The sequence below is a fragment of the Chitinophaga sp. YIM B06452 genome, from assembly GCF_039655965.1.
Classification (GTDB): Bacteria; Bacteroidota; Bacteroidia; order Chitinophagales; family Chitinophagaceae; genus Chitinophaga.
On sequence record NZ_JAWLKY010000001.1, the window covers coordinates 2,052,956 to 2,076,464 of the forward strand.

At 52.2% G+C, this 23,509-nt stretch carries 24 protein-coding genes; 17 read left to right on the forward strand and 7 right to left on the reverse strand.

All coding sequences use genetic code 11. From position 1 onward, the window contains the following. Nucleotides 1-25: 25 nt before the first annotated feature. The 3 genes from R3I13_RS08275 to R3I13_RS08285 all read left to right on the forward strand — a co-directional run bounded on the left by R3I13_RS08275 (nucleotide 26) and on the right by R3I13_RS08285 (nucleotide 1,974). Entirely contained in the window at nucleotides 26-676 is a 651-nt protein-coding gene (locus R3I13_RS08275; RefSeq protein WP_346317454.1) for a hypothetical protein, read from the forward strand. A gap of 64 nt (nucleotides 677-740) precedes the next feature. Next, a complete protein-coding gene (locus R3I13_RS08280; RefSeq protein ID WP_346317455.1) occupies nucleotides 741-1,040 on the forward strand; it encodes a transcriptional regulator in 300 nt (99 codons plus the stop codon). A 91-nt stretch (nucleotides 1,041-1,131) separates the two neighbouring features. After that, the gene (locus R3I13_RS08285) at nucleotides 1,132-1,974 is read left to right on the forward strand and encodes a class I SAM-dependent methyltransferase (RefSeq protein ID WP_346317456.1); all 843 of its coding nucleotides are present in this window, start codon (nucleotides 1,132-1,134) and stop codon (nucleotides 1,972-1,974) included. Between the two features lies 1 nt (nucleotide 1,975). Here R3I13_RS08285 and pdxA read toward each other — a convergent pair whose 3' ends face one another. After that, on the reverse strand, nucleotides 1,976-3,055 hold the full coding sequence (gene pdxA / locus R3I13_RS08290) for a 4-hydroxythreonine-4-phosphate dehydrogenase PdxA (protein WP_346317457.1): 1,080 nt from the start codon (nucleotides 3,053-3,055) through the stop codon (nucleotides 1,976-1,978). Nucleotides 3,056-3,163: 108 nt separating this feature from the next. Between pdxA and rsmA the strand changes: the two genes are divergently transcribed. From rsmA to R3I13_RS08310, 4 genes are all read left to right on the forward strand, one after another. Then, entirely contained in the window at nucleotides 3,164-3,916 is a 753-nt protein-coding gene (rsmA, locus tag R3I13_RS08295; protein ID WP_346317458.1) for a 16S rRNA (adenine(1518)-N(6)/adenine(1519)-N(6))-dimethyltransferase RsmA, read from the forward strand. Continuing rightward, nucleotides 3,913-4,839 (forward strand): NAD(P)-dependent oxidoreductase, encoded by a 927-nt coding sequence (locus R3I13_RS08300; protein ID WP_346317459.1) that lies wholly within the window; start codon nucleotides 3,913-3,915, stop codon nucleotides 4,837-4,839. Before rsmA ends, R3I13_RS08300 begins: the two co-directional genes overlap by 4 nt. Before the next feature lie 159 nt (nucleotides 4,840-4,998). Beyond that, complete coding sequence (gene greA / locus R3I13_RS08305) at nucleotides 4,999-5,472, forward strand: transcription elongation factor GreA (protein WP_346317460.1); 474 nt, start codon at nucleotides 4,999-5,001, stop codon at nucleotides 5,470-5,472. Between the two features lie 102 nt (nucleotides 5,473-5,574). Continuing rightward, nucleotides 5,575-5,964 (forward strand): HIT family protein, encoded by a 390-nt coding sequence (locus tag R3I13_RS08310; protein WP_346317461.1) that lies wholly within the window; start codon nucleotides 5,575-5,577, stop codon nucleotides 5,962-5,964. A 1-nt stretch (nucleotide 5,965) separates the two neighbouring features. Here the strand turns inward: R3I13_RS08310 and R3I13_RS08315 are convergent, their stop codons facing one another. Together R3I13_RS08315 and ruvC are read right to left on the reverse strand one after the other, a co-directional pair. Beyond that, entirely contained in the window at nucleotides 5,966-6,667 is a 702-nt protein-coding gene (locus R3I13_RS08315) for a response regulator transcription factor (RefSeq protein WP_209145438.1), read from the reverse strand. A 166-nt stretch (nucleotides 6,668-6,833) separates the two neighbouring features. After that, nucleotides 6,834-7,397, reverse strand: a complete 564-nt coding sequence (gene ruvC / locus R3I13_RS08320) for a crossover junction endodeoxyribonuclease RuvC (RefSeq protein WP_346317462.1) — start codon at nucleotides 7,395-7,397, stop codon at nucleotides 6,834-6,836. Nucleotides 7,398-7,463: 66 nt separating this feature from the next. Between ruvC and R3I13_RS08325 the strand changes: the two genes are divergently transcribed. From R3I13_RS08325 to R3I13_RS08335, 3 genes are read left to right on the forward strand one after another with little or no spacing between them, the layout of a single operon-like run. Next, nucleotides 7,464-8,420 carry a lysylphosphatidylglycerol synthase domain-containing protein gene (locus tag R3I13_RS08325; RefSeq protein WP_346317463.1) on the forward strand — a complete coding sequence of 319 codons (957 nt, stop codon included), beginning with the start codon at nucleotides 7,464-7,466 and terminating at the stop codon, nucleotides 8,418-8,420. Nucleotides 8,421-8,430: 10 nt separating this feature from the next. Next, nucleotides 8,431-9,222, forward strand: a complete 792-nt coding sequence (locus R3I13_RS08330; protein ID WP_346317464.1) for a DUF3108 domain-containing protein — start codon at nucleotides 8,431-8,433, stop codon at nucleotides 9,220-9,222. A 58-nt stretch (nucleotides 9,223-9,280) separates the two neighbouring features. Beyond that, entirely contained in the window at nucleotides 9,281-9,982 is a 702-nt protein-coding gene (locus R3I13_RS08335) for a response regulator transcription factor (RefSeq protein ID WP_346317465.1), read from the forward strand. A 113-nt stretch (nucleotides 9,983-10,095) separates the two neighbouring features. On the opposite strand, the gene ruvB is transcribed toward R3I13_RS08335, so the two are convergent. Further along, nucleotides 10,096-11,124 (reverse strand): Holliday junction branch migration DNA helicase RuvB, encoded by a 1,029-nt coding sequence (ruvB, locus tag R3I13_RS08340; protein WP_346317466.1) that lies wholly within the window; start codon nucleotides 11,122-11,124, stop codon nucleotides 10,096-10,098. Nucleotides 11,125-11,203: 79 nt separating this feature from the next. Between ruvB and R3I13_RS08345 the strand changes: the two genes are divergently transcribed. Then, nucleotides 11,204-12,193, forward strand: coding sequence for a M20/M25/M40 family metallo-hydrolase (locus R3I13_RS08345; RefSeq protein ID WP_346317467.1), 990 nt, complete (start codon nucleotides 11,204-11,206; stop codon nucleotides 12,191-12,193). A 36-nt stretch (nucleotides 12,194-12,229) separates the two neighbouring features. Here the strand turns inward: R3I13_RS08345 and R3I13_RS08350 are convergent, their stop codons facing one another. Further along, entirely contained in the window at nucleotides 12,230-13,084 is an 855-nt protein-coding gene (locus R3I13_RS08350) for an endonuclease/exonuclease/phosphatase family protein (protein WP_346317468.1), read from the reverse strand. Between the two features lie 144 nt (nucleotides 13,085-13,228). Between R3I13_RS08350 and R3I13_RS08355 the strand changes: the two genes are divergently transcribed. Then, entirely contained in the window at nucleotides 13,229-13,606 is a 378-nt protein-coding gene (locus R3I13_RS08355; RefSeq protein WP_346317469.1) for a hypothetical protein, read from the forward strand. A gap of 31 nt (nucleotides 13,607-13,637) precedes the next feature. After that, on the forward strand, nucleotides 13,638-13,886 hold the full coding sequence (locus R3I13_RS08360; RefSeq protein ID WP_346317470.1) for a hypothetical protein: 249 nt from the start codon (nucleotides 13,638-13,640) through the stop codon (nucleotides 13,884-13,886). A gap of 91 nt (nucleotides 13,887-13,977) precedes the next feature. On the opposite strand, the gene R3I13_RS08365 is transcribed toward R3I13_RS08360, so the two are convergent. Continuing rightward, the gene (locus R3I13_RS08365; protein ID WP_346317471.1) at nucleotides 13,978-17,121 is read right to left on the reverse strand and encodes a S41 family peptidase; all 3,144 of its coding nucleotides are present in this window, start codon (nucleotides 17,119-17,121) and stop codon (nucleotides 13,978-13,980) included. 151 nt (nucleotides 17,122-17,272) lie between these two features. Then, on the reverse strand, nucleotides 17,273-20,050 hold the full coding sequence (gene leuS, locus R3I13_RS08370; RefSeq protein WP_346317472.1) for a leucine--tRNA ligase: 2,778 nt from the start codon (nucleotides 20,048-20,050) through the stop codon (nucleotides 17,273-17,275). A 170-nt stretch (nucleotides 20,051-20,220) separates the two neighbouring features. Between leuS and R3I13_RS08375 the strand changes: the two genes are divergently transcribed. The 4 genes from R3I13_RS08375 (at nucleotide 20,221) to R3I13_RS08390 (ending at nucleotide 23,496) form a co-directional block, all read left to right on the forward strand. Beyond that, on the forward strand, nucleotides 20,221-21,093 hold the full coding sequence (locus R3I13_RS08375; RefSeq protein ID WP_346317473.1) for a permease-like cell division protein FtsX: 873 nt from the start codon (nucleotides 20,221-20,223) through the stop codon (nucleotides 21,091-21,093). A 21-nt stretch (nucleotides 21,094-21,114) separates the two neighbouring features. Further along, the gene (locus tag R3I13_RS08380; protein WP_346317474.1) at nucleotides 21,115-21,366 is read left to right on the forward strand and encodes a DUF3098 domain-containing protein; all 252 of its coding nucleotides are present in this window, start codon (nucleotides 21,115-21,117) and stop codon (nucleotides 21,364-21,366) included. Nucleotides 21,367-21,435: 69 nt separating this feature from the next. Continuing rightward, the gene (locus tag R3I13_RS08385) at nucleotides 21,436-22,230 is read left to right on the forward strand and encodes an undecaprenyl-diphosphate phosphatase (protein WP_346317475.1); all 795 of its coding nucleotides are present in this window, start codon (nucleotides 21,436-21,438) and stop codon (nucleotides 22,228-22,230) included. A 21-nt stretch (nucleotides 22,231-22,251) separates the two neighbouring features. Next, entirely contained in the window at nucleotides 22,252-23,496 is a 1,245-nt protein-coding gene (locus R3I13_RS08390; protein WP_346317476.1) for a hypothetical protein, read from the forward strand. Nucleotides 23,497-23,509 lie beyond the last annotated feature (13 nt).

Here is a 23,509-nt window from a genome sequence, read left to right on the forward strand (position 1 = left end):
ACAGCAACATCTTAAAACCCAAAATATGAAAAGGATCCTTTTTTCTCTGATGGCAGTAGCCGGCACCATCTTCACCGTTCAGGCGCAAAGCGACCAGTTTACGGGCGCGATGAAGGAGCAGCTGACACGGCTGAGCACAGACAGCACTGCTTATACCCCCGCCGGCATGCAGCAGCTTGCCAACACGTTCGAACGCATTGCAGAAGCTGAAAAAACACAGTGGCTGCCGTATTATTACGCCGCTTATTGCCGCGTGAACGAGGCCTTCTTTACGCAGGACAGGAACAAGACAGACGAGATCGCAGACAAAGCGCAGCTGGCCATCGAAAAGGCGCAGGCGCTGAAAGGCCAGGATTCCGAGATATCCTGCATCCTTTCCATGATCGCGTCTGCCCGCATCGGCGTAGACCCGATGACGCGCGGCATGAAATACGGCCCGATGTCTGCCGAGCTGCTTGACGCCGCGCAGAAGCAGAATCCCAACAATCCCCGCGTGTTCATGCTGAAAGGGCAGAACCTGCTGTACACGCCCGAAGCCTTCGGCGGCAGCAAAACCAAAGCGAAGGAAATGTTTGATATCGCCCTGCAGAAATTCGCTGCTTTCAAGCCTGAAAGCGAGCTGGCGCCCACCTGGGGCGAGCCGTATGTGAAAGAGCTGATCAAGCAGGTCCAATAATTTTTATTACTTTACGGGCAGTGCACCCACTGCCCGTAATTTCTTACACCAAACAACTGTGTTGATGGACTTTAAAGAACTGGACCCGGTATTGCATTCTCAACTGAGGCTGGCCGTGATGTCTGTACTGATCAGTGAGCAGGAAGCCGAATTCACCTACCTGAAAGAAAAGACCAACGCCACGGCGGGCAACCTGAGCGTGCAGATCAACAAGTTGAAAGAAGCGGAATACATTGAAGTGATCAAACAGTTCAGGGACAATTACCCGCAGACGGTTTGCAGGATCACATCCAGGGGGGAAGCGGCTTTCCAGGCATACGTCAATTCCATTCAATCTTACCTGCACGCGGGAAAAAGAAAGTAAGCCGGTTCCACAACTGATAATGGGATGCAGCGCATTGTGTTAACTTCATCGTCCGCGCAGCGCACATTGTATACCCATAAAGAGACACAGGATGGAACTACTTGAAAAACTCAAGGTGGCGCCCACGGCCGCTATTGTAATGCTACAGGCACGCCCGCTCTACACCTCCGGGCTCACCGCGCAATATTATGCCCTGCTCGACCTCGGGGATGTGCAACAAATTTCCGGGGAGATCAGCCAGGTGTTCAAACATTTCACAGAGATCGTTCTTTTCCGTAAAAGATTCGTACGCTACCTGCTCGAACAATTCCTGCAGGACGGCGCGCCGGTGCAGGTTTGCATCATGGGCGCCGGGCTTGACCCGCTGTCGCTCTGGCTGCTGGAAAACCACCGCGGCGCCATCGGCAGCATCTATGAAATAGACAGCTCACATCTTCAACATAAATCTGCCTTATACAACCGGGTATTGCCGGGATCATCCCCGGTACATTTTATTCAGGCGGATATCACAGATACCCTGCATCTGCTGGATAAGCTCCGGGATGCGGGGTATTCCCCTGAAAAGCCCACCGTTATTGTGTTTGAAGGCCTGATCCATTACATCGCCGACGAGCAGTTCCTCAACACCATGCAGGCTTTCAGAACGCCGAACAAAACAAATGTGGTGCTGCTGGATTATTTGCTGCCGGAAGATGATGTGCCGGAGCATACGCTGCCCATGTACGGGGAAGTGGTGAAAAAAATTGAAGCATTTATCGGCGGGAAATTCCAGACCTACAGCCGGCCGCATATATTCCGGCTGGCCTCGCTGCTGCACGGCGATATGGCGGCAGTAGACTCCCTGCAGGACATTGAATTCAAGCTGAACGGCCGCAATGAGCTGTTCTATGAAGAAGGGGAAGGTTTTTTGGAAATGACGGCCTTTTACCTCTAGGTTATACCGCGCCTTTCTCGGATACCAGTTCCGTTTTCTTGAGCGGGTTACGGGTGTTTTCCTCGTATTGTTTCCGTTGGCCGATCACGTCTATGCAGGTGAACACGGCCTGCCGGAACGAAGCTTCGTCTGCCGTATTTTTCCCTGCGATATCGAAAGCAGTGCCATGATCGGGCGAGGTGCGCACGATGGGCAGGCCGGCGGTATAGTTCACGCCTTCGCCGTGTGCCAGGGATTTGAAAGGAATAAGCCCCTGGTCGTGGTACATGGCCAGCACACCGTCGAAGCTGGCGTGCATTTCGCGGGCGAAGAACGCATCGGCGCTGTAGGGGCCGAATGCGAGGATGCCGTTTTGTTTGGCCTGTTTGATGGCCGGGGTAATATGTTTGATCTCTTCGTCGCCGATCAGCCCTTCGTCTCCCGCGTGAGGGTTCAGCCCCAGCACGGCGATCCGTGGGTTGTCTATGCCAAAGTCCTTCACCAGGCTGTCTTTCATGATATTCAGCTTGCTGAGGATGTTTTCCTTGGTCACATATTTCGCGATCTCCGCAACGGGCACATGCTCGGTGAGCAGGCCCACGCGCATGTTCTCAGCGGTCATGAACATCAGAACGTCCTTGCTCTGGAAAGATTGCTGGAGGTAAGGGGTATGGCCGGTGAAATTGAAATCTTTGCTCTGGATGTTCTTTTTGTGGATGGGGGCGGTCACCAAACCCTCTATCTGCCGGTCTTTCAGGCATTCGATGGCTACGGCCAACGAGCGGGCGGCGTATTTGCCGCCGGTTTCGTTGAGCACGCCGGGCGTGATCTGCACTTCCTCTTCCCAGCAGTTGAACACGCTCACCTGCTTGGGGTTGAGCCGCGTAAAATCCTTAATGCTCTGGTAATTGAAGTTGTTTTCGTTCATCAGCTTCCGGTAAAAGTTGATGGTCTTGTTAGACGCAAAGATCACCGGGGTACAGATCTCCAGCATACGGTTGTCGGCGAAGGTCTTGATGATGATCTCCATTCCGATGCTGTTCAGGTCTCCGACTGAAATGCCTATTACAGGGCGGTGCGTATGTGAAGTAGCTGTACTCATATGCTGTACGGATAAAAAATACGGACAAATATACGTTGAATAGTTGACAGATTGCCGGGCAGGGGCAAACTGGCGGGGATTCCTTAAATTTGCAGCTTATTCCATTTCATGTATACGCTCAAGAAGTCATTAGGCCAGCATTTCCTCCGGGACGAAAATATGTGCCGCCAGATCGTGGACGCGCTGCCCGTGCAGGAAGGCATGCAGCTGCTGGAAGTGGGCCCCGGCGCGGGAGCCATCACCAAATACCTGCTGGAGCTGCCCGGTGTGCAGTTCAAAGCAGTGGAGCTGGATACGGAAAAGGTGCAGTACCTGGAGCAAACCTATCCCGCCATCCGCGGGAAGCTCATCAACGAAAGCTTTTTGGAGATGAAGCCGCCTTACGAAGGGCAGTTTTCCATCATCGGCAATTTCCCTTACAACATTTCCACGCAGATCATGTTCCAGGTGCTGGACTGGAAGAGCCAGGTGCCGGTAGTGGTGGGCATGTTCCAGAAAGAAGTGGCGCAGCGCATCGCGGCGAGCCATGGCAATAAGGAATACGGCATCCTAAGCGTATTGCTGCAGGTGCACTATAAAATAGAATACCTGTTTGAAGTGCATGAGAACTGCTTCAACCCGCCGCCCAAGGTAAAGAGCGCCGTGATAAGGCTTACCCGGCTGGAGCAGCCGTACGACGTGAAGAACGAAAAGAAGTTCAGGCTGCTGGTGAAAACGGCCTTCGGCCAGCGGAGGAAGCAACTGCGCAATCCCCTCAAAGGGCTTTTCAATAAAGAATATTTACAGGAACCAATATTTACAAAAAGGGCAGAAGAGCTTTCCGTAGCGGATTTTGTAGCCCTGGCTGAACACATGTTATGAGTAATAAAGTATTGATCACCGCTAAAGTTCATGAATATCTCATCAACGAACTGGAAGCAAAAGGATACACCGTCAACTATCAGCCGTCTATCACCTACAACCAGGTGCTGGAGGAGATCCACGATGTGAACGGCCTGATCGTGACCACCCGCATTAAAGTAGACAAGGCGGTGATAGACCGCGCTTCTTCCCTGGAATGGATCGGCCGGCTGGGTTCCGGCATGGAGCTGATAGACGTTGCCTACGCGGAGAGCAAAGGCATCCATTGCGCCAGCAGTCCCGAAGGCAACCGTGAAACAGTAGGAGAGCAGGCCGTGGGCATGCTCATCATGCTTATGCACAACCTTCTCAAGAGCAGCCTGGAATTGCGGCAGAACATCTGGGAGCGCGACGGCAACCGCGCCTGGGAGCTGGGCGGCAAAACCATTGCCATTATCGGTTACGGGCACACTGGCAGCGCTTTGGCGCGCAAGCTCCGCGGTTTCGACATGCGCATTCTCGCGTACGACAAATACAAAAAAGGCTTCGGCAACGAATACGTGGAAGAAGCAGACCTGGACACCGTTTTCCGCGAGGCGGACATTGTGAGCCTGCACCTGCCGCTGAATGAAGAGACGCGGCACCTGGGGAACCTGCAATTCTTCCGTTCCTTTGCCAAACGCATATACTTGCTCAATACTTCCCGCGGCAAAGTAGTGAGCACCGCAGACGTCATTACCGCCCTTGAAAGCGATACCCTGGCGGGCGCCGGGCTGGATGTGCTGGAAAACGAAAAGCTGGAAACATTCAGCGAAACGGAGCAGCAGCAGTTCCGTTTCCTGCTGGGGCATCCGCGGGTGGTGATCACTCCGCACATTGCCGGTTATTCCCACGAAGCGAGCGTTAAAATGGCAAAAGTAGTACTGGAAAAGCTAAACGTTTAGCAGGGCTGGAATGTAGTATATTAGCGATTTTAATATGTGAGACAGGGTGTAGAGGCTACAACATTTTTTCGTTATATTTGCGATAATCATACTGAATTGACGTCTTTGCGCAAGCGGGGGCGTTAATTTTTTTTTCTTTATACTAAATCAATAAAGGTTATGTCTGGCGTAAATTATGTAACCAAAGAAACCCTCGCACAAATGAGGGATGAGCTTACGCAACTCAAAACTAAAGGTAGGGCTGAGATTGCCAGGGCTATTTCTGAGGCGCGTGAAAAGGGAGACTTGAAGGAAAATGCGGAATACGATGCCGCGAAAGAAGCACAGGGGCTTCACGAAGCAAAGATCGCAGTGCTTGAAAATGCCATTGCCACCGCCAGGGTAGTGGAGGCCGACACCATTGATACCTCTAAAGTTTCCATCCTGTGTAAAGTGACCATTACCAACCTGGCCAGCAAAAAGACTGTTACTTACCAGCTGGTATCCGAAAAAGAAGCGGATCTGAAGCTGGGTAAAATTTCCGTGACCTCGCCCATCGGCAAGGGCCTGCTGGGTAAAAAAGTAGGTGAAGAAGCGGATATCGTGGCGCCCAACGGCACCATGAAGTTCAAGATCGATAACATTTCCGTATAGAACGTACGGTGCTGAATATTAAAAAGGCCCGCCAACTTTGATTTGGGGGCCTTTTTTTATGGGAAATTATACCGTAGATTAGTATTTGCTTAATTATTTATCATGACCATTTTTTCCAAGATCATCAAAGGCGAGATACCCAGCTACCGCATTGCGGAGAACGATCATTTCTATGCTTTCCTGGATATATTCCCGCTGGTGGAGGGGCATACACTCATTGTGCCCAAAGTGGAAACCGATAAATTCTTCGACGTCAGCGACGGGTTGCTGGCGGAATGGTTATTGTTTGCCAAACCCATTGCAAAAGCCATAGAGGCCGCGGTGCCCTGCAACCGTGTAGGCGTGAGCGTAGTAGGCCTCGAAGTGCCGCATGCACATATGCACCTGGTGCCCATTAATTCTGCTGATGATCTGAATTTTACGCGTGCCAAGCTGAAGTTGAGCCCGGAGGAATTTAAACAGGTACAGGAGCGGATTATAGCGGGATTGTAGGTTATAAGGTCGTTACGTAGAATTTGAAACCGATGCCGTGGAGTGTCTCCAGCTTCACATCCTTATCGTCCAGGAAATGCTTGCGGATCTTGGTGATAAAAACGTCCATACTCCTTCCCAGGAAATAATCGTCTTTACCCCATACATGGTACAGGATCTCTTCGCGTTTGAGGGTTTTGTTGGCGTTCTCACAAAAGAACTTCAGCAGGTCTGCTTCTTTCTGGGTAAGGCTGGCTTTCAGTTTGCCTGACTTATCCATCAGCTTCAGTTCGCCGTAATCGAACGTGGTTTTGCCAACTGTGAAGGTGGTGCGTTTGTCCGCATTCAGCGGGCGGGTACGTTTGAGGAACACTTCAATTCTCAACAGCAGCTCCTGCATGGAGAATGGTTTGGTCACATAATCGTCGGCGCCGTGCTTGAATCCGCTGATCTTGTCTTCGTCCTGCGATTTGGAGGTCAGGAAAAGAATAGGAATAAGGTCGTTACGCTGCCTGATCTGTTTGGCCAGCTCGAAGCCGTTCTTTTTGGGCATGACCACATCCAGCAGGCATATGTCGTACAGGCTTTTTTGAAACGTTTTCCAGGCAATTTCACCATCAGAGCAATGCGTCACTTCGTATCCCGATTCTTCCAGACGTTTTTTGGTAATTGCACCCAGGTTATAATCATCCTCCACTAGTAATATTCTAGCCTTCGTATCCATCTACGAAAAATATTAGGGGTGATAAAAGGAATAAATTTCATTTGTAACGTTGCAGTTTGCGCTTTTATTTCGGTACTGTTTAAAGCGCCTCAGCCATATTTTAGTTCAAAATAAGTACATTTTCTCAATTAACAAACATCAGCCTCCCTCTTTTGTTCATTTGACACTACGGCTTGCAAAGCCTTTCGGGGTGCTGCTGAAGGAATTTATCCCAGCCTTTTGATTTGCCGGCAGTTGCAAGCGGGCTGGTTTCCTGGAAATGGTGGCACACGGCCACAGCCAAAGCATCCGTTGCATCCAGGTATTCGGGCTGCTCGGTAAATTTGAGGATGCGCTGCAGCATCTGCCAGACCTGCTCCTTATTGGCGTTACCATTGCCGGTAATCGATTGTTTGACCTTCTTGGGCGAATATTCAGACACGCCCACCCCCGCCTGCATGGCGGTGGCAATGGCCACTCCCTGGGCTCTTCCGAGCTTGAGCATACTCTGCACGTTTTTCCCGAAGAAGGGGGCTTCGATGGCGCAGCTAACAGGTTTGTGCTGGCTGATGATGCCCATCATACGGTCGTGGATGGCCCTGAGCCGCTCGTAATGATCCTTTTTAGGGTTCATTTTCAGCACGCCCATCTCTATGATCTGCACCTGCTGGCCCGTTACGGCAATCAATCCATAGCCCATGATGATCGTCCCGGGGTCTATGCCGAGAATTATTTTTGTATTGTTTGCCAAGCGGAGACTATTTTTGCCAAAACTCTTGAACGTCTGAACAAAAGTACCAAAATAATCCTCAATTATGTGCTGGGCGGGGCACTGTGCATCTGGTTAACCTTCGCGATCTACCAACAGGTACAGCACCAGCAGAACCTGCCCGCCGCCTGGGCCCATATGAAGGAAACGGTACTGGAAAAGGGCTGGCTGATGCTCATGCTCGTGGTGGCCCTGATGTTCGCCAACTGGGGCCTCGAAGCCCGCAAGTGGCAACTGCTCGTAAAGCCGCTGGAAGAAGTGCCCTTCGCGAGGGCCTTCGGCGCCATCCTCAGCGGCGTTTCCCTCTCGGTGAACACGCCCAACCGCATCGGGGAATACGGCGGCCGCATCCTCTACCTCCGCAACCCCAACAAGCTGAAAGCCATTGCCGCCACCATCGTGGGCAGCTTCTCCCAGCTGATCATCACCATCGTTTTTGGGATGGTGGGGTTTATTTATTATATTAATCAATACGAACTGACCGGCAGGAGCACGTATTTTGCGCCGGAAGTGGCTGAGAAATTACTGTTAAGTATACTCATAGTCATTTGTGCGCTCGGGTTAATCCTTTATTTTCGGTTGCGGATTATTGTTACCCTGGTGGACAAGATACCCTGGCTCCGGAAAATTAAGGTGTTCATACAGATCATAGCCCGATATTCCCCGAAGGAACTGGAAAAGCTGCTGCTGCTGAGTGCAGTGCGTTACCTGGTGTTCTCGGCACAATATTTGATTTTATTATATGCGTTGGGCGTGTCATTTGTATGGTGGCAGGGCTTCTTCATGATCAACGTCATCTACATCGTCATGGCGGTGCTCCCCACCATCGCCATCGCGGAGATCGGGTTGAGAGGAAGCGTAAGCCTTCACTTTCTCGGGCTGCTGAGCGGCAATACCGCCGGTATCCTGGCCGCCACCGTAGCCATCTGGCTGATAAACCTGGTATTACCCGCTGCCATCGGCAGTATTTTGCTGCTGGGGGTTAAAATTTTCAAGGACAAATAGCGATCGATCGATGAAGTATTTTCTATTGTTGCTTTGCGGGTTAACTTTTACCATGGGCGCAGCCGCGCAGGATCAGTTCTGCGGCATCACCAACACTAGCTTCAAAGCCGGCGAGTCCATCACTCTCAAGGTTTTCTACAACCTCGGCAGCGTTTTCGTGGGCGCCGGTGAAGCCACCTTTACCTCCCAGCTTGAAAAGTACAACGGGAAGGACGCATATCACATAGTTGGCGAAGGGCGCACTTACCGTACTTATGACTGGATCTTCAAAGTGCGGGATAAATACGAAAGTTATATAGACACAGCCACCATGCTGCCGATGCGCTTCATCCGCAATGTGAACGAAGGCGGCCATAAGATCTACAACAACGTGGGCTTCAACCGCGAGGCCAACACCGCTACCAGCACCAACGGCACTTTCAAGGTGCCACATTGCATACAGGACGTGATCAGCGCTATTTATTACGCCCGCAACATCGACTTCTCCAAATACAAACCGGAAGATAAGATACCCTTCACCATGTTCCTGGACGATGAGGTGTATAACATCTACATCCGCTACGTGGGCAAAGAAGAAGTGTCTACCCGCTATGGCACCTTCAGGGCCATCAAATTCAAGCCCCTGCTCATTAAAGGCACCATCTTCGAAGGCGGGGAGCAAATGACCGTTTGGGTGAGCGACGACGGGAACAAGATACCCCTGCGCATAGACAGCCCCATTTCCGTGGGCAGCATCAAGGTAGACATGATCAACTACAGCAACCTGCGGCATGCCATGGGCGCCCTGGTAAAGAAAAGATAGCCGGGCCCCGGATTCATCTTTATCCGTTATATTTGTTGCAGCTTAAAATCATTTAGATATGGAAGAACGCAAACCTAAGATCCTGTTGGCTGAAGACGATACCAACCTTGGCATGGTATTGAAAAATTACCTGGAGCTGAACGATTACGAGGTGGAATTGTGCAGGGATGGCATTTTGGCGCTGGCAGCCTTCCGCCGCGAGAAGTTCGACATCTGCCTGCTGGATATCATGATGCCCAACATGGACGGTTTTAAGCTGGCCGAAGAGATCCGCGATGTGGACCCGGACATTCCCCTTTTCTTCCTCTCCGCCAAAACCATGAAGGAAGACATCATCCAGGGCTACAAGCTCGGGGCAGATGACTATATCTCCAAACCTTTCGACAGCGAGCTGCTGCTGCTCAAGATCAAAGCGATCCTGAAACGTAACCAGGAGCTGAACAGCAAGGAAGAAGAGCAGTTCGAGTTCAGGATCGGGCAATATCATTTCAATTCAAGACTCCGCACCCTCACCAAAGGCAACGACAGCCATACCCTTTCTCCCAAGGAAAACGAGCTGCTGCATATGCTCTGCGAGCATAAGAATGACCTGCTGCCGCGCGAAGTGGCGCTCAAGAAGATCTGGGGCAGCGATACCTACTTCAATGGCCGCAGCATGGACGTTTACATTGCCAAGCTGCGAAAATACCTGAAAGACGACCAGCACATCGAGATCGTGAACATACACGGCAACGGCTTCAGGCTGGTGGTGAAAGATTAAGGAAAAAAGACATTTAAAGGATCAGTTCCTCAAAAGCCTTTCCCGTAAAGGCTTTCAGGGGAACTGGTGCTATTTAAACCCAGCTCAAGGGTTTTTCCCGGCTAAGCTGACAATTAGAACAAAAGATTAGAACCTCCTTTCAACGGGCTCTTACCCAGGTGCATATACGCCTTTTCCGTCACCTCGCGCCCGCGGGGTGTGCGTTTGATGAAGCCTTCCTGTATCAGGAACGGCTCGTACACTTCTTCCAGCGTGCCTGCTTCTTCGCCTACGGCGGTGGCAATGGTGGTGATGCCCACCGGGCCGCCTTTAAAGTTCTCGATGATCACGTTCAGGATGCGGTTGTCCATTTCATCCAGCCCGTATTCATCTACGCTCAATGCTTTGAGGCTGAATTGCGCGATCTCCAGGTCTATCACCCCGTTGCCCATTACCTGCGCAAAGTCGCGCACACGGCGCAGCAGGCCGTTGGCAATACGCGGCGTACCGCGGGAGCGGCGTGCGATCTCGGCCGCAGCGTCTGACGTGATCTTGGAGCCCAGCAGTCCTGCCGCGCGCCAGAGTATCTTTTGCAGCGTGGCGGCGGAATAATATTCCAGGCGGCTTTTGATGCCGAAGCGGCTCAGCAGCGGGGCGGTGAGCAGGCCGGAGCGGGTGGTGGCGCCCACGAGCGTGAAAGGGTGCAGGTTGATCTGTACAGAACGGGCATTGGGGCCGGAGTCGATCATGATGTCTATCCGGTAATCTTCCATGGCGGAATAAAGGTATTCTTCCACCACGGTGCTCAGGCGGTGTATTTCGTCTACAAACAGTACATCGTTCGTTTCAAGATTGGTCAGCAGGCCGGCAAGGTCACCGGGCTTTTCTATCACGGGCCCGGAGGTTTCGCGGATGTTTACGCCCAGCTCGTTGGCCACAATGCGGGAAAGGGTGGTCTTCCCCAGGCCAGGGGGGCCGTGGAAAAGGATGTGATCCAGCGCTTCGCCGCGCATTTTAGCCGCTTTAATGAAAATTTTCAGGTTCTCAATGATCTGCTCCTGCCCGGAGAAATCCATGATCTCCTTCGGCCGGATACTGTTCTCGAATTCCTTTTCGGCAGCGCTCAACCGGTTCTCATCTGGTCTTAGGTTTGAATTGGACATATCTTCGCCTTTCATCTCCAAAAGTAAAGAGAAATTGTAGAGGATATTTCCATTATTTTTAGCGAAATCTTTATCAGCCATGAAATTAAGCGCACTATGCCTTCTGGGCGCCCTGGCGGCGGGAATCATACCTGCACGGGCGCAAAAGATCAGTGAAACGGAAGTCAGCCGCCTCATCAGCACTTTAGCCGCAGACAGTATGCAGGGCCGTATGACCTTCACGCCGGGGATCGAGAAAGCTTCCCTGTTCATTGAAGAAGAATTCAGGAAAGCAGGACTGGAGTCGCTTCCGCGGCAGAAGAACTTTCGCCAGGAATTTGCTATGCTCGACGGTAAATTGTTCCCGAGAGATTCCTCCGTTTCCACCGCTTCCACCTCAGCGCCCAAATTCCTGCACAACGTGGCCGGTATGATCAAAGGCAGCAGCAAGCCCGATGAATATGTGATCTTCTCCGCGCACTATGACCACATCGGCATACAGAAACCGGTCGGGGAAGACAGCATTGCCAATGGTGCAGACGATGATGCGTCGGGCGTTACGGCGGTGATCCTGCTGGCTGATTATTTCAAAGAACATGCGCCTGAGCGCAGCGTGATATTCGTGGCGTTCACGGCGGAAGAGATCGGCGGCTTCGGCTCCCGTTATTTTTCCAGGCAGCTCGATCCCGCGAAGATCGTGGCTATGTTCAACATCGAAATGATCGGGAAAGAATCCAAATTCGGCCGCAATAGCGCATTCATCACGGGTTTCGAGAGATCGGACTTTGGGAAGATACTCCAGGAAAACCTGAAAGGTTCCAGCTTCCAGTTCCATCCCGATCCTTACCCTGAGCAGCGGCTCTTTTACCGGTCAGACAATGCGACGCTTGCCCGCCTGGGCGTACCGGCCCATACCATTTCCACCACGCAGATAGACAAGGATACGCTGTACCATAGCGTGAACGATGAAGTGGAATCGATGGACATGAAGAACATCGCCGATATTATTGAAGCCATAGCGATCAGCTCCGGCAGTATAGTCGGCGGAAAGGATGCACCGACGCGGATTGCGGAAGAAAAGAAACAATAAAAAAAAGGGCTGCTGTTGAAGCGGCCCTTTTTCTTTTTATAAGTTAAGATTGGCAAACACCGAGTAGTGGTCTGAAGCGTAGAGCCCTTTCCAGGATTGGGTGATAGTGGCGTGTTGCAGCACGGTCCATTTCCCTTTCAGGAAAATGTAATCGATAGGCTCCGTGCTGGTTTCGTGCGCTTTGAAGCTGTTGAAAGTGCAGTCGGGCCCGTAGTGCGGGATCTTGCTGAGCGGTTTGGAATCCGCCAGGTGCAGTGGGTTCTGCGTGTCTGTGATCACGCGGATGGGCTCGTCTGAAGGTGTGGCGTTGAAGTCGCCGGTGATCACTGCGGGCAGTTTGCCGCTGATTTTTGCAACTTTTTCCAGCAGCAGCTTCGCACTTTCGCGGCGGGCGATCTTGCCGATGTGGTCGAAGTGGGTATTGAAGTGGTAGAATTCTTTCCTGGATTTGCGGTCGCGGAATTTGGCATAGGTTACGATGCGGCAGATGGCGGCGTCCCAGCCTTTGCTGCCAACGGTTTCCGGGGTTTCGGAGAGCCAGAAGGTGTGCGATTGCAGCAGTTGCAGGCGGGTGGTATCGTAAAAGATGGCGGAGAATTCGCCTTTTTTCTTGCCATCGTCGCGGCCTACGCCTACGAATTTATATTGAGGGAGGCGTTGGCTGAGATCGTCCATCTGGTCAGACAGGGCTTCCTGGACGCCGAGCAGTTGCGGCTGGTGGAAGAGTACCTGGGAAGATACTTTGTCTATCCTGTTGGGCCAGGCGTTGATGCTGTCTTTCGGGTTGTTGTAGCGTATGTTGAAAGACATGACGCGGAGGTTGGTGGTCTGCGCGAGCGCTGTGGAAGCGGCAAAGAGGCAAAGCAGCCATACGGTGGTGATCCTTTTCATGGGCGCCAAATTAATAATTATACTTTTCAGATTGCATTCAAAATACGGAGATATTCTATTCTTAACATGAGATATTTCCGGGCAAATTTTCACCATCCGGTTCCATAACTGGTTAGATTTGGGATAGGTGAAAAAAATCGTTGTATGGACAGATTTTCATTTGACCTGCCGGGCCGGGATTATTACCCGGTGCGGGTCCGGGGCCTGTTGTTCGAGGATGAGCAGGGGTGTTTTTTCGCGCATTTGCCGGGGCTGGACCTTACGGGTTACGGCGCTTCCCGGCGGGACGCTAAAGATTGCCTGGAAGTGGTGTTGCGGGTATATTTCACGGATATGCTGTTGAAAGGGACCCTGGCGGAAGATATGATCCGCCTTGGCTGGATCTTCCAGGGAGAGATGATCTGGCCGCCTCAGCCGGATATGGCGGGGTTCAACGATATGCTGGAGCTGATGAAGGATGGCTCTGCTGTGCGGGGTTTCATGTGTACGATAGACATCCCGTATTCCAATGCCCGGGCCTGAGCTTTTTTGTTAACCGTCCAAACGATCACGCGTGATGAAGGATACTCATTTACCGGCTGTCAGTCTTGATGCTTTCCGTTCATTTTTAACGGCGAAGGGTTTTGTATTCCGTTTTATTGCCGGCGGTTATGAAAAGTGGCATCAGCCGGGGGAAGGCCGGCCGGTAGTGATCCGCATGTACCAGGACCCTGTGCCGCTGTTCGCCGTGAGAACGGCCCTGCGTGCGATCGGGGAAGAAGAGGAGACCCTGCGGAAGTTCATGGAACAGGAACTGCGATAATAAAACGTAAATGATGGCTTCAATGTCCAGGATAATAAAAAAGGGCCGGGTGGTCCGGCCCTTCCTGAAAGGAGTTGTATAAAACGCTTGTTTATTTCATGTCCTTCAACACTTCCTGTACAGCCTTTTCCAGCTGCGGGTCTTTGTTTTCCAGCCTGTCGGTGAAAGTGGTTTTTACATAAATGTCGGGGGCTACGCCTTCTTTTTCGAGGTTTTTGCCATCGAGCGTGTAGCAGCCCCAGGAGGGAAGGCGGTAGAATGAGCCGTCTACCAATCCTTTGCCGGAAGTGAAAATGATCCAGCGGTAAGACTCGGTACCGATGATCTTGCCCAGCTTCAGCGCTTTGAAGCCTGCCGCGGTCATTTCCGCATCGCTGAGGGATTGTTCGTTGATCAGCAATACGATGGGTTTGCCGGCCGGCGCGAAATTCGGTTGCGGGGAGAGTTTGCCTTCACGGTATTGCCATTGCAGGTAAGGGCGTTGAGACAGGAACCTCAGTACTTCATCATGCACGTTGCCGCCGGTATTGTAACGGAGGTCAAGAATGAGCGCGTCTTTACTGCCAAGCTTGGCGGCCATGTCGATGAGGAATTTTTCCAGCTCGCCGGTGCCCATGTTCTTCATGCAGGTATAGGCCACTTTATTGTTGCTGAGCTGGTCCACACGTTTTTCATTCCCTGCGATCCATTCGTCATAGAGCTGGTCGTCAAGTGAATAGTATGGCTGTGGATGCAGCCTTACATCGAAAGGTTTGCCGTCGCGCTCGAACGTAAGGGTGATCTCTCTTTCGAAAGACGGGCGGGTAAAATATTGATCACGGCAAAGATCTTTTTGCACGGGAGTGCCGTTCACTTTGGTGAGGACGTCGCCGGGGCGTATGTCCACACCGCGTTTGTCCGCGCTGCTTTTGGCGACGATGCGGTTTACCTTGTAGGGTTGCTGGTTATCGAACTGGATGCCAGTTTCCATGGTCCGGTAGCTGAGATTGATCTTTTCTTCGTCGCCAGAGCTGTTGAAGCCCAGGTGCGAGGAGTTCAGCTCACCGAGCAGGTCGTTCAGCAGGATGCGGAGGTCCGACCGGTTGTTGATATACGGCAGGAAGCGGCTGTAATCGTCGCGGAGCCTGGCCCAGTTGGTACCGTGGAAGTCTGCATTGTAGAAGTTTTCTTCCACGTTGGCCCAGGTTTCGTAGAATATCTGCTGGAATTCGGCGCCGAGGTTGCGGTAGAAAGGCATGCTGATATTGATAACGTCCAGCTTGTTGGCGTCAGGGTTCAGCTTGTGGATGTTGCCGCCGGCAAGAGTGTAGAGCTTACCATCTACTTCGCGGATGGGGTATGCACCCCTTTCGGAGCCGGCGATCTTTTCCGTTTTGTTGTCTTCAAACGGTTCGATCACGGTTTTCCAGAGGGCAGACCTGCCGTCTGAATGGTTGGAAGCAAAGTACACGGTGGCTTTATCGCCTTTCTGGGAAATATGGTAGGGACCATACTGGGAGCCGAAGTCGGGACTTAGTTGTTCCGTGCGCTGCATGATCTGGTCTGCGTCAATGGCGATAGCGCCGGCAACAGCAGGAGAGGGTGTTTTGGAAGTATCTTTCTTCTCTTCTTTCTTTTCTTCTTTTTTGAAGAGTTCGTCGAATTTATCGGCGCGGAAAGGTTCGTCCAGTTTTTCCAGCGCAATGCGGTACACCTTGGCATTGCTCATGCCGAAGGGATAAGCAGGTTTGGTGCGGGAAGAGGTGAAATAAATATACTTCCCGTCGGGCGACCAGTACGGATTGGTTTCAGTAACGCCGGTGTTGGTGAGATTGGTGGTGGTATTTTTTTTCAGGTGATGCACCAGTATGTCCGATTCAAAATTGCGGTAGGCGGTGAACACGATGTATTCATCGTTGGGAGAGAAGCGTGGGTCTGCGTTCTGGAAGGCCCAGATCTCGTCTTTCACAACGGTTTTGGATTCGAAGGTTTTAAGGTCCATCACGCGCACTTCATCGCGGCCGCTGAGATACACGGCTTGCGTGCGGTTTTTGTTCATGTTCAGCTGGCGGTTATTGCGTTTGTCGCCGGTATGCTGTTTGGCGGAACCGCTGCCGTCTGCCGCTATGGTATACCAGTTGAGGTAACCGTTAAGGGTTTGGTTGAAGAGGAGCGTACGGTTGTCGGCCAGCCACTGCACCTGCACGGCGCGTTCAGCAGGGCGGGAAAGCTGGCGGACGAACTTGCCTTCGATGTCTGAAACGAACAATTCGCCGCGTGAAATGAAAGCGAGCTTTTTGCCGTCGGGAGACACGTCGAAATGAGAGATCCTGTCCTTCACTTCAAAGCCCTGTTCTTTCGGGAGCACAGGATTGCGGAAGAGTTTGACGGGAAGTTTTTCCGCTTTGCCGGCTGCTACGTCATAGATCCAAACCTGGTAGTCTTTTTCGAACACTACTTTGCCGCCATTGGCATTTGCAAAGGGCCTTTTGATGGAAGTAGGAAAGCTGGTAAGGGCTTTTTTGCTGCCGTTTGCAAAGGTGTAGAGGTTATATTCGCCATTGGCCTCGTCTGAAGTGAAGTAGACATTCCCTTTGCGGTCGATGGTGGTCCAGAGGTCTTTGCCGCGGTAATCTGTGTAGCGTTTGTAGGCTTTGGTAGCGGGTATGTACGATTGGATATCCGGGTTGAAATCGCCTTTGTAACGTTTGCGGTTGGCCTGGTTGCTGCTTTCCCAGGTATCGTTGAAGAACAGTTCACCGGAGCTGGGGTGCTCCACAACATTGTGGATGAGATTGAAATAGTGGGGGAATATGCGCACAGGCGTACCGCCGTCGATGCCCACCTTATAGCTCGTGGGATTACCGGAGCGGCCGGAAGTGAAATATACCGAGCGGGAATCCCAGCTCCAGGATTCCATCTGGTCTGAGGCTTCATGCATGGTAAGCTGCCTTATTTCGCCACCGTCTATGGGTATCAGGAAAACGTCCGCATTGCCGAACTGGGTGGCGGTGAATGCGATCCATTTGCCGTCGGGAGACACTTTCGGCAGGGTTTCATTTCCCTGCATAGCGGTGAGGCGGGTGGCCTGCGGGCGCTGTACGTCCGCCTTCCAGAGGTCGCCTTCATAGCTGAAGATCACCGTTTGTCCGTCGGGAGTAAGGGTCGGGTATGTTGTAAAATAGGCTTCTGTGGTCTGGGCATGGGTGGGCAGGTACAGGAAAGCTGCCAGGAGGCCCGGGAGTAAAGCTCTCATAAAGCTGGAGATTTTAGTTAACGGGAAATTAAGAAGGAATCGGCGGATGAAGAAACCTTTTATCACGAATTTCAGGCAGTAGTCAGCGTCCGCACAAAAAAGCCCGGCTGGAAAACTTTACCAACCGGGCCATATCATACCGCGACAGGGATCAGATCACTACGTTGATCATCTTTCCCTTCACGAAAATAACTTTCTTGATCTGCTGGCCTTCCACCCACTTCTGTACTATTTCGTTAGACAGTGCAATCTGGCGAACTTCTTCCTCGCCCGCGTCCAGCGAAATGTTGATAGTAGTGCGAAGCTTGCCGTTCACGGAAACAGGGTATTCCTTGGTGCTTTCCACGATATACTTTTCCTCGAATACAGGGAAAGCAGCATCCAGGATGGAGCCGCTGTTGCCGATAGCCTGCCACAGCTCTTCGCAGATATGCGGGGCATAAGGCGCGAGCAATACCAGTATCTGCTCCAGCACGGCTTTTTTGTGGCATTTCAGGTCTGTCAGTTCGTTGATACATACCATGAAAGCGCTTACCGCCGTGTTGTAAGACAGGCGTTCGGTATCTTCTTCGATCTTCCGGATGGTCTTGTGCAGGGTTTTCAGCTCTTCGGCAACAGGCTCGCCGCTTTTCACGATCAGGCCTTTCTGCTCGTCCATAAACAGGCGCCAGAGCTTTTTGAGGAAACGGTGAACGCCCTCAATGCCCTTGGTTTCCCAGGGTTTGCTCTGCTCTACCGGGCCCAGGAACATCTCGTACATCCGGAAAGTGTCTGCGCCGAATTTTTCTACCAGCATGTCCGGGTTCACGGTGTTGAACTTGCTCTTGCTCATTTTTTCGGAGAGCGTACCGCAGATGTATTTTCCATCTTCGAGGATGAACTGTGCATTGGCATAATCCGCCCGCCATTCACGGAAGGCTGCCGTATCCAATTCCACGCCATCCACGATGTTCACGTCCACGTGCAGCTCGTCGGTTTCGTATTTGTCCTTAAGACCGGCGGATACGTACTGGTTGGTGCCGCGCACGCGGTACACCAGCCTGCTGCTGCCTGTGATCATCCCCTGGTTCACGAGCTTTTTGTACGGCTCGTCGAACCCGATGTAACCCAGGTCGAACAAGGCTTTGGTCCACATGCGTGAATACAGCAGGTGCCCCACGGCATGCTCGGTGCCACCGATGTAAAGGTCTACCTGGCCCCAGTAATCGGATATTTTCCGGTCGCAGAAGGTGGCGTCGTTATGCGGGTCCATATAGCGCAGAAAATACCAGCTGCTGCCGGCATAACCAGGCATGGTATTGGTTTCCCGGCGCAGGGATGTACCCGGGGCGGCAGGAAGGTTCACCCATTCGGTGATGTTGGCCAGCGGGCCTTCGCCTTCTTCACCCGGACGGTAATTTTCCACGTGAGGCAGTTCCAGCGGCAGCTCTCCTTCCGGCAGCGCTTCGGGAACGCCGTTGCGGAACACGATCGGGAAAGGCTCGCCCCAGTAGCGCTGGCGGCTGAAACCTGCGTCGCGCATGCGGTAATTGATCTGCTTTTTACCGATGCCGAGGCTGTCTATTTTGTCGATCACCGCGTCCATAGCGTCTTTCATCTCCATGCCGGTGATAAAGTCGCTGTTGTAAAGCTTGCCTTCTTTGGTGGGATTGGCTTCCTCGCCATTAAATGCAGGCCCGAGGATATTGGTGATGGGAATACTGAAGTGCCGCGCAAAGTTAAAGTCGCGCTGGTCGCCACAGGGAACGGCCATGATGGCGCCGGTACCATAACCGGCCAGCACGTATTCGGAGATCCAGACGGGGATCTTCCGGCCGTCGAACGGGTTCACGGCATATGCGCCGGTGAAGCAACCGGTGATCTGTTTCACTTCAGCCATCCGTTCGCGCTCGGAGCGGCTTTGCACGTATTCTTTATAAGCGGCGATGGCCCCGGATTGTTCCTGCGTGGTAATGCGCTCTACCAGCTCGTGCTCGGGCGCAACGACCATAAAATCCACGCCGAAGATGGTATCGGGACGGGTGGTGTATACAACGATGCTTTCCAGCGTGCCGGCCACGTTGAACTTGATCTCCGCGCCCTGGCTCTTCCCGATCCAGTTGCGCTGCATGTCTTTCATGGCCTCGCTGAAAGTGATCTTTTCAAGGCCTTCCAGCAGCCTGTCTGCATATTCGGTGATACGCAGGAACCACTGGCGCATTTTTTTCTTGATAACGGGATGCCCGCCGCGTTCGCTCACGCCGTTGATCACCTCGTCGTTGGCCAGCACCGTACCCAACGCTGGGCACCAGTTCACTTCGGCATGCGCGAGGTAGGCGAGGCGGTATTCCATCAGCACGGCCTGCTGCTCCTCGTACGTATACCCGTTCCAGGTATCGGCATTGAAGCGGATCTGCCGGTCGCCGGGACATTCATGGTGCACATTGCCATCCGACTCAAAAATGCGCACGAGGGCCTCAATGCGCTCGGCTTTGCCGGCATGGCGGTTATACCAGCTGTCGAACAGCTGGAGGAAAATGTATTGCGTCCATTTGTAATAGGAAGGGTCGCTGGTGCGGAATTCCCGCTCCCAGTCGAAGCTGAACCCGATATTGTCCAGCTGGCTGCGGAAAGAATTGATGTTTTGCTCCGTGGTTACAGCCGGGTGCTGCCCGGTTTCGAGGGCATATTGCTCGGCAGGAAGGCCGAAAGCGTCATACCCCATAGGGTGCAGCACGTTAAAACCTTTAAGACGTTTAAAACGGGCGTAGATGTCTGATGCGATATACCCCAGCGGATGGCCCACATGCAAACCCGCCCCCGAAGGGTAGGGGAACATGTCGAGCACGTAACATTTGGGCTTACTGCTGTTGTTGTTTACCCGGTATGCATGGGTCTTCACCCAATGCTCCTGCCATTTCCGTTCGATCTGCCTGAAATTGTACTCCATATGCGTAAAAAGCCCGGATTGCCGGGCGGTTGTAGTAATTTAAGGTTTTGTGTGCCATTTTCCAACCGGCCACATTTCTATATAATAAAAAATGTTAAAATACCGTTTGGGATGGCAAATGTAAACATAACTCCTAATTTTTATTATTTTCGCCCATAAACTAAAGAGGAATGGCTCAATCAGGGAAATCATCAGCAAAGAAATCGAAGCCGTCGTATATCTATTCAATCATCGGTGTTACACTGGTATTGATCCTGCTCGGCGTACTCGGCCTTTTCATGATCAATGCCCGCAACCTCAGCCGTTATTTCAAGGAAAGCATTGAATTGCAGGTGTTTCTGCGCGAAAGCGTGAAGGACCAGCAGGCTAACCTCCTCAAAGATTCGCTGGCCGTGATGCCATTTGTGAAGGAGATCGAATATGTGTCGAAAGACATGGCGGCGGAACGGTTCAAGAAAGAAAACCCGGAAGAGAACTTCGCCGTGCTGGGCTATAACCCGCTGGACGCAAGCATAGACATCACCCTGTATGAACGTTACGTACACCCGGACAGCCTGAAGATGATCGAAGATCATATCAAGAACCGCGTGGCCGTGCGTGAGCTGAACTATCCAAAGGCCCTGGTAACACAGGTGCTGGACAAAGCGCAGAAAATTGGGCTGGTGCTGCTCGTGATCAGCATCGTAATGGCGATCGTAGTGCTTTTCCTGATAGACAATACCATCCGCCTGGCTATGTACAGCAACCGTTTTCTCATCAAGACCATGCAGATGGTAGGGGCAACACGCTGGTTCATTGCCAAGCCCTTCGATATGAGAAGCATCATCAACGGCGCCATCAGCGCCATCCTGGCCATTGCAGGCCTCATCGCGCTGATGTATATGGCTGAATCAGCCCTCCCCGAACTGAAAGGGATGCGGGATTACCTGATGACCAGCCTGCTGTTCCTGGGCCTGATCGCCATCGGCATCGTGATCTCGCTGCTGAGCACGCACCGCGCGGTGATGAAATATCTCAAACTGAAACTCGACGATTTATATTGATCAAAAGTTAATGAAACGATAATGGCTAAAGAACTTAAACAAGGCGACCAACAACCGAGCCTCTTCGGGAAAATGAATTACCAGCTGATGCTGGCGGGCCTCGCCCTGATCGTGATCGGCTTCCTGCTGATGATGGGCGGCGACAGCTCCGATCCTAACCGTTTCTCACCCGAAGAAGTATACAGCTTCCGCCGCATCACCCTGGCGCCCATCGTGATCCTGCTGGGCCTGGCCGTGGAGGTATATGCCATCATGCGCAAACCCAAACAGTAAACCAGAACGGAAAACATTTACATCATACAGCGATGAGTACCTCATCGCTTTTCTTATTTTTTCAGCACCATGAGCATCTTAGAAGCGATCATTATTGCAATTGTAGAAGGACTGACAGAATTCATTCCCGTTTCGTCCACCGGCCACATGATCATTGCCAGCAGCCTGATGGGGATCAATAAAGACGAATTCACCAAGCTTTTTGAAGTATGTATCCAGCTGGGAGCCATCCTGGCCGTAGTGGTGCTGTACTGGAAGAAATTCTTCAATTTCGGGAAACCGCAGTTTTATGTAAAACTCTTCCTCGGCGTACTGCCCGCGCTTATTCTAGGCTACCTCCTCGGCGACCAGATAGACAGCCTGCTGGAAAAACCGGAAGTAGTAGGCGCAACGCTCCTGCTGGGCGGTATCTTGCTGCTATATGTGGACAAATGGTTCAATGCCCCTACCATCACTTCAGATGAGCAGATGGATTATTTCAAAGCTATCCGCATCGGGCTGTTCCAGTGCCTGGCGCTGGTTCCCGGCGTAAGCCGCAGCGCGGCCACCATCATCGGCGGTATGCAGCAGAAGCTTACCCGCCATGCCGCCGCTGAGTTCTCCTTCTTCCTGGCCGTGCCCACTATGGCCGCTGCCACCGGCTATAAGCTGCTCAAGCACCGCGACCTTCTGCTGAGTTCCGGCGAAAATATCAAGCTGCTCGTGATCGGCAACATCGTCGCGTTTATCGTGGCTATGCTGGCGATCAAGTTTTTCATCGGCGCCTTGCAGAAATTCGGTTTCAAAATGTGGGGCTATTACCGCATTGTTGTTGGCATTATCATCCTCGCCGCTTTCTTTATGGGCTACAAGATGGAAGCGTAAAAAATATCAAAGTATCTACATATGAAATTCCTATACCTCACCTGTACCTGCCTGCTGGCCGCGCTTTCGCTGGCCGCGCAGCAAAACTTTGTGCCGGGCACGCTGTTGCTCCGCAATGGGGACAGTGCCGCCGGCCAAATAGACTACCGTAAATGGGATGCAAGCCCCCTGCAAATTGTTTTCCGCGCAAACGGAGGGACTGAGAAGACCTATAAACCGGCAGACATCAAAGGATTCCGGATCGCGGAAAACGATGAGCTTTACCTGTCTGTTGCGGCCCGGCTGGACGTTACCGATGAAAGCGTCAGCGTGCTTTCCGCTTCCGAGGATCGCGATACGATCAACGGCGAGCACTTTTTCCGCGTATTGATGAACGGCCCGGTAAAGCTGCTGGTGTTCGGCGATGTCAACAACCAGGAACATTTTGCCGTCATGGAAAAAGACAGCGTAACGCAGCTGGTAAAAAAAGAAACATACATTCACGATAAAGAATCCGCGGATCATGGCAAGCTCAAGACCCACTATTTCTACCGGCAGCAGCTGGCCAACCTTGCCGCCGGATGCGTGCCGCAGCAAAAGCTGCTGCGCCTCGGTTATTCCGAAGCTGAGATCCGGAAAATATTGCAGCAATACGTGGCCTGCCGTTATCCCGGCGAGCAGGTAGTGCTGCGCAAAGAAGACCGCCAGCTGAAGGCCACCTTTGGCATCATGGGCGGCGGAAGCCTCAACTTCACCAAATTTACCGGCACGCATCCGCTGGCAGACGGAAAATATGGCAGCAAAGCCACTCCTGTATTGGGTGTTTTCCTGGATATCCCCATTTCCCGCAACCGCCAGAAGTTTTCCTGGAACAACGAAGTGGTGTACACCAGCCGCGCATTTTCTTCCGACTTCACCCGCAATGGCCTGAAATATAATGTGGACGTGAATCTCCAATATATCCAGGTACAAACGATGGTGAAATATACCTACCCCAAAGGCAACATCCGCCCGTATGCAATTGCAGGCGTGGCAGGCGCCATCAGCATCGGCGGTAAAGATGATCTTAAACGGTACTCCGAACTCAGCAGCGCGCCCGTGGTTGTCGAAAAGGCGCTGGATGGCGGAAGGGAGTTCATGCTGCCGCTGATAGCAGGCATCGGCGTGAGGTATAACAAACTGCATGCAGAAGTGAGACATGTGCTTCCGCACAACATCAGTCCTTTCCTGGCATTGGACTCCCAGGTTACGAGCCTGCAGTTGCTGCTGAGGTATACGTTGTTTTGATTAAGTTATTATA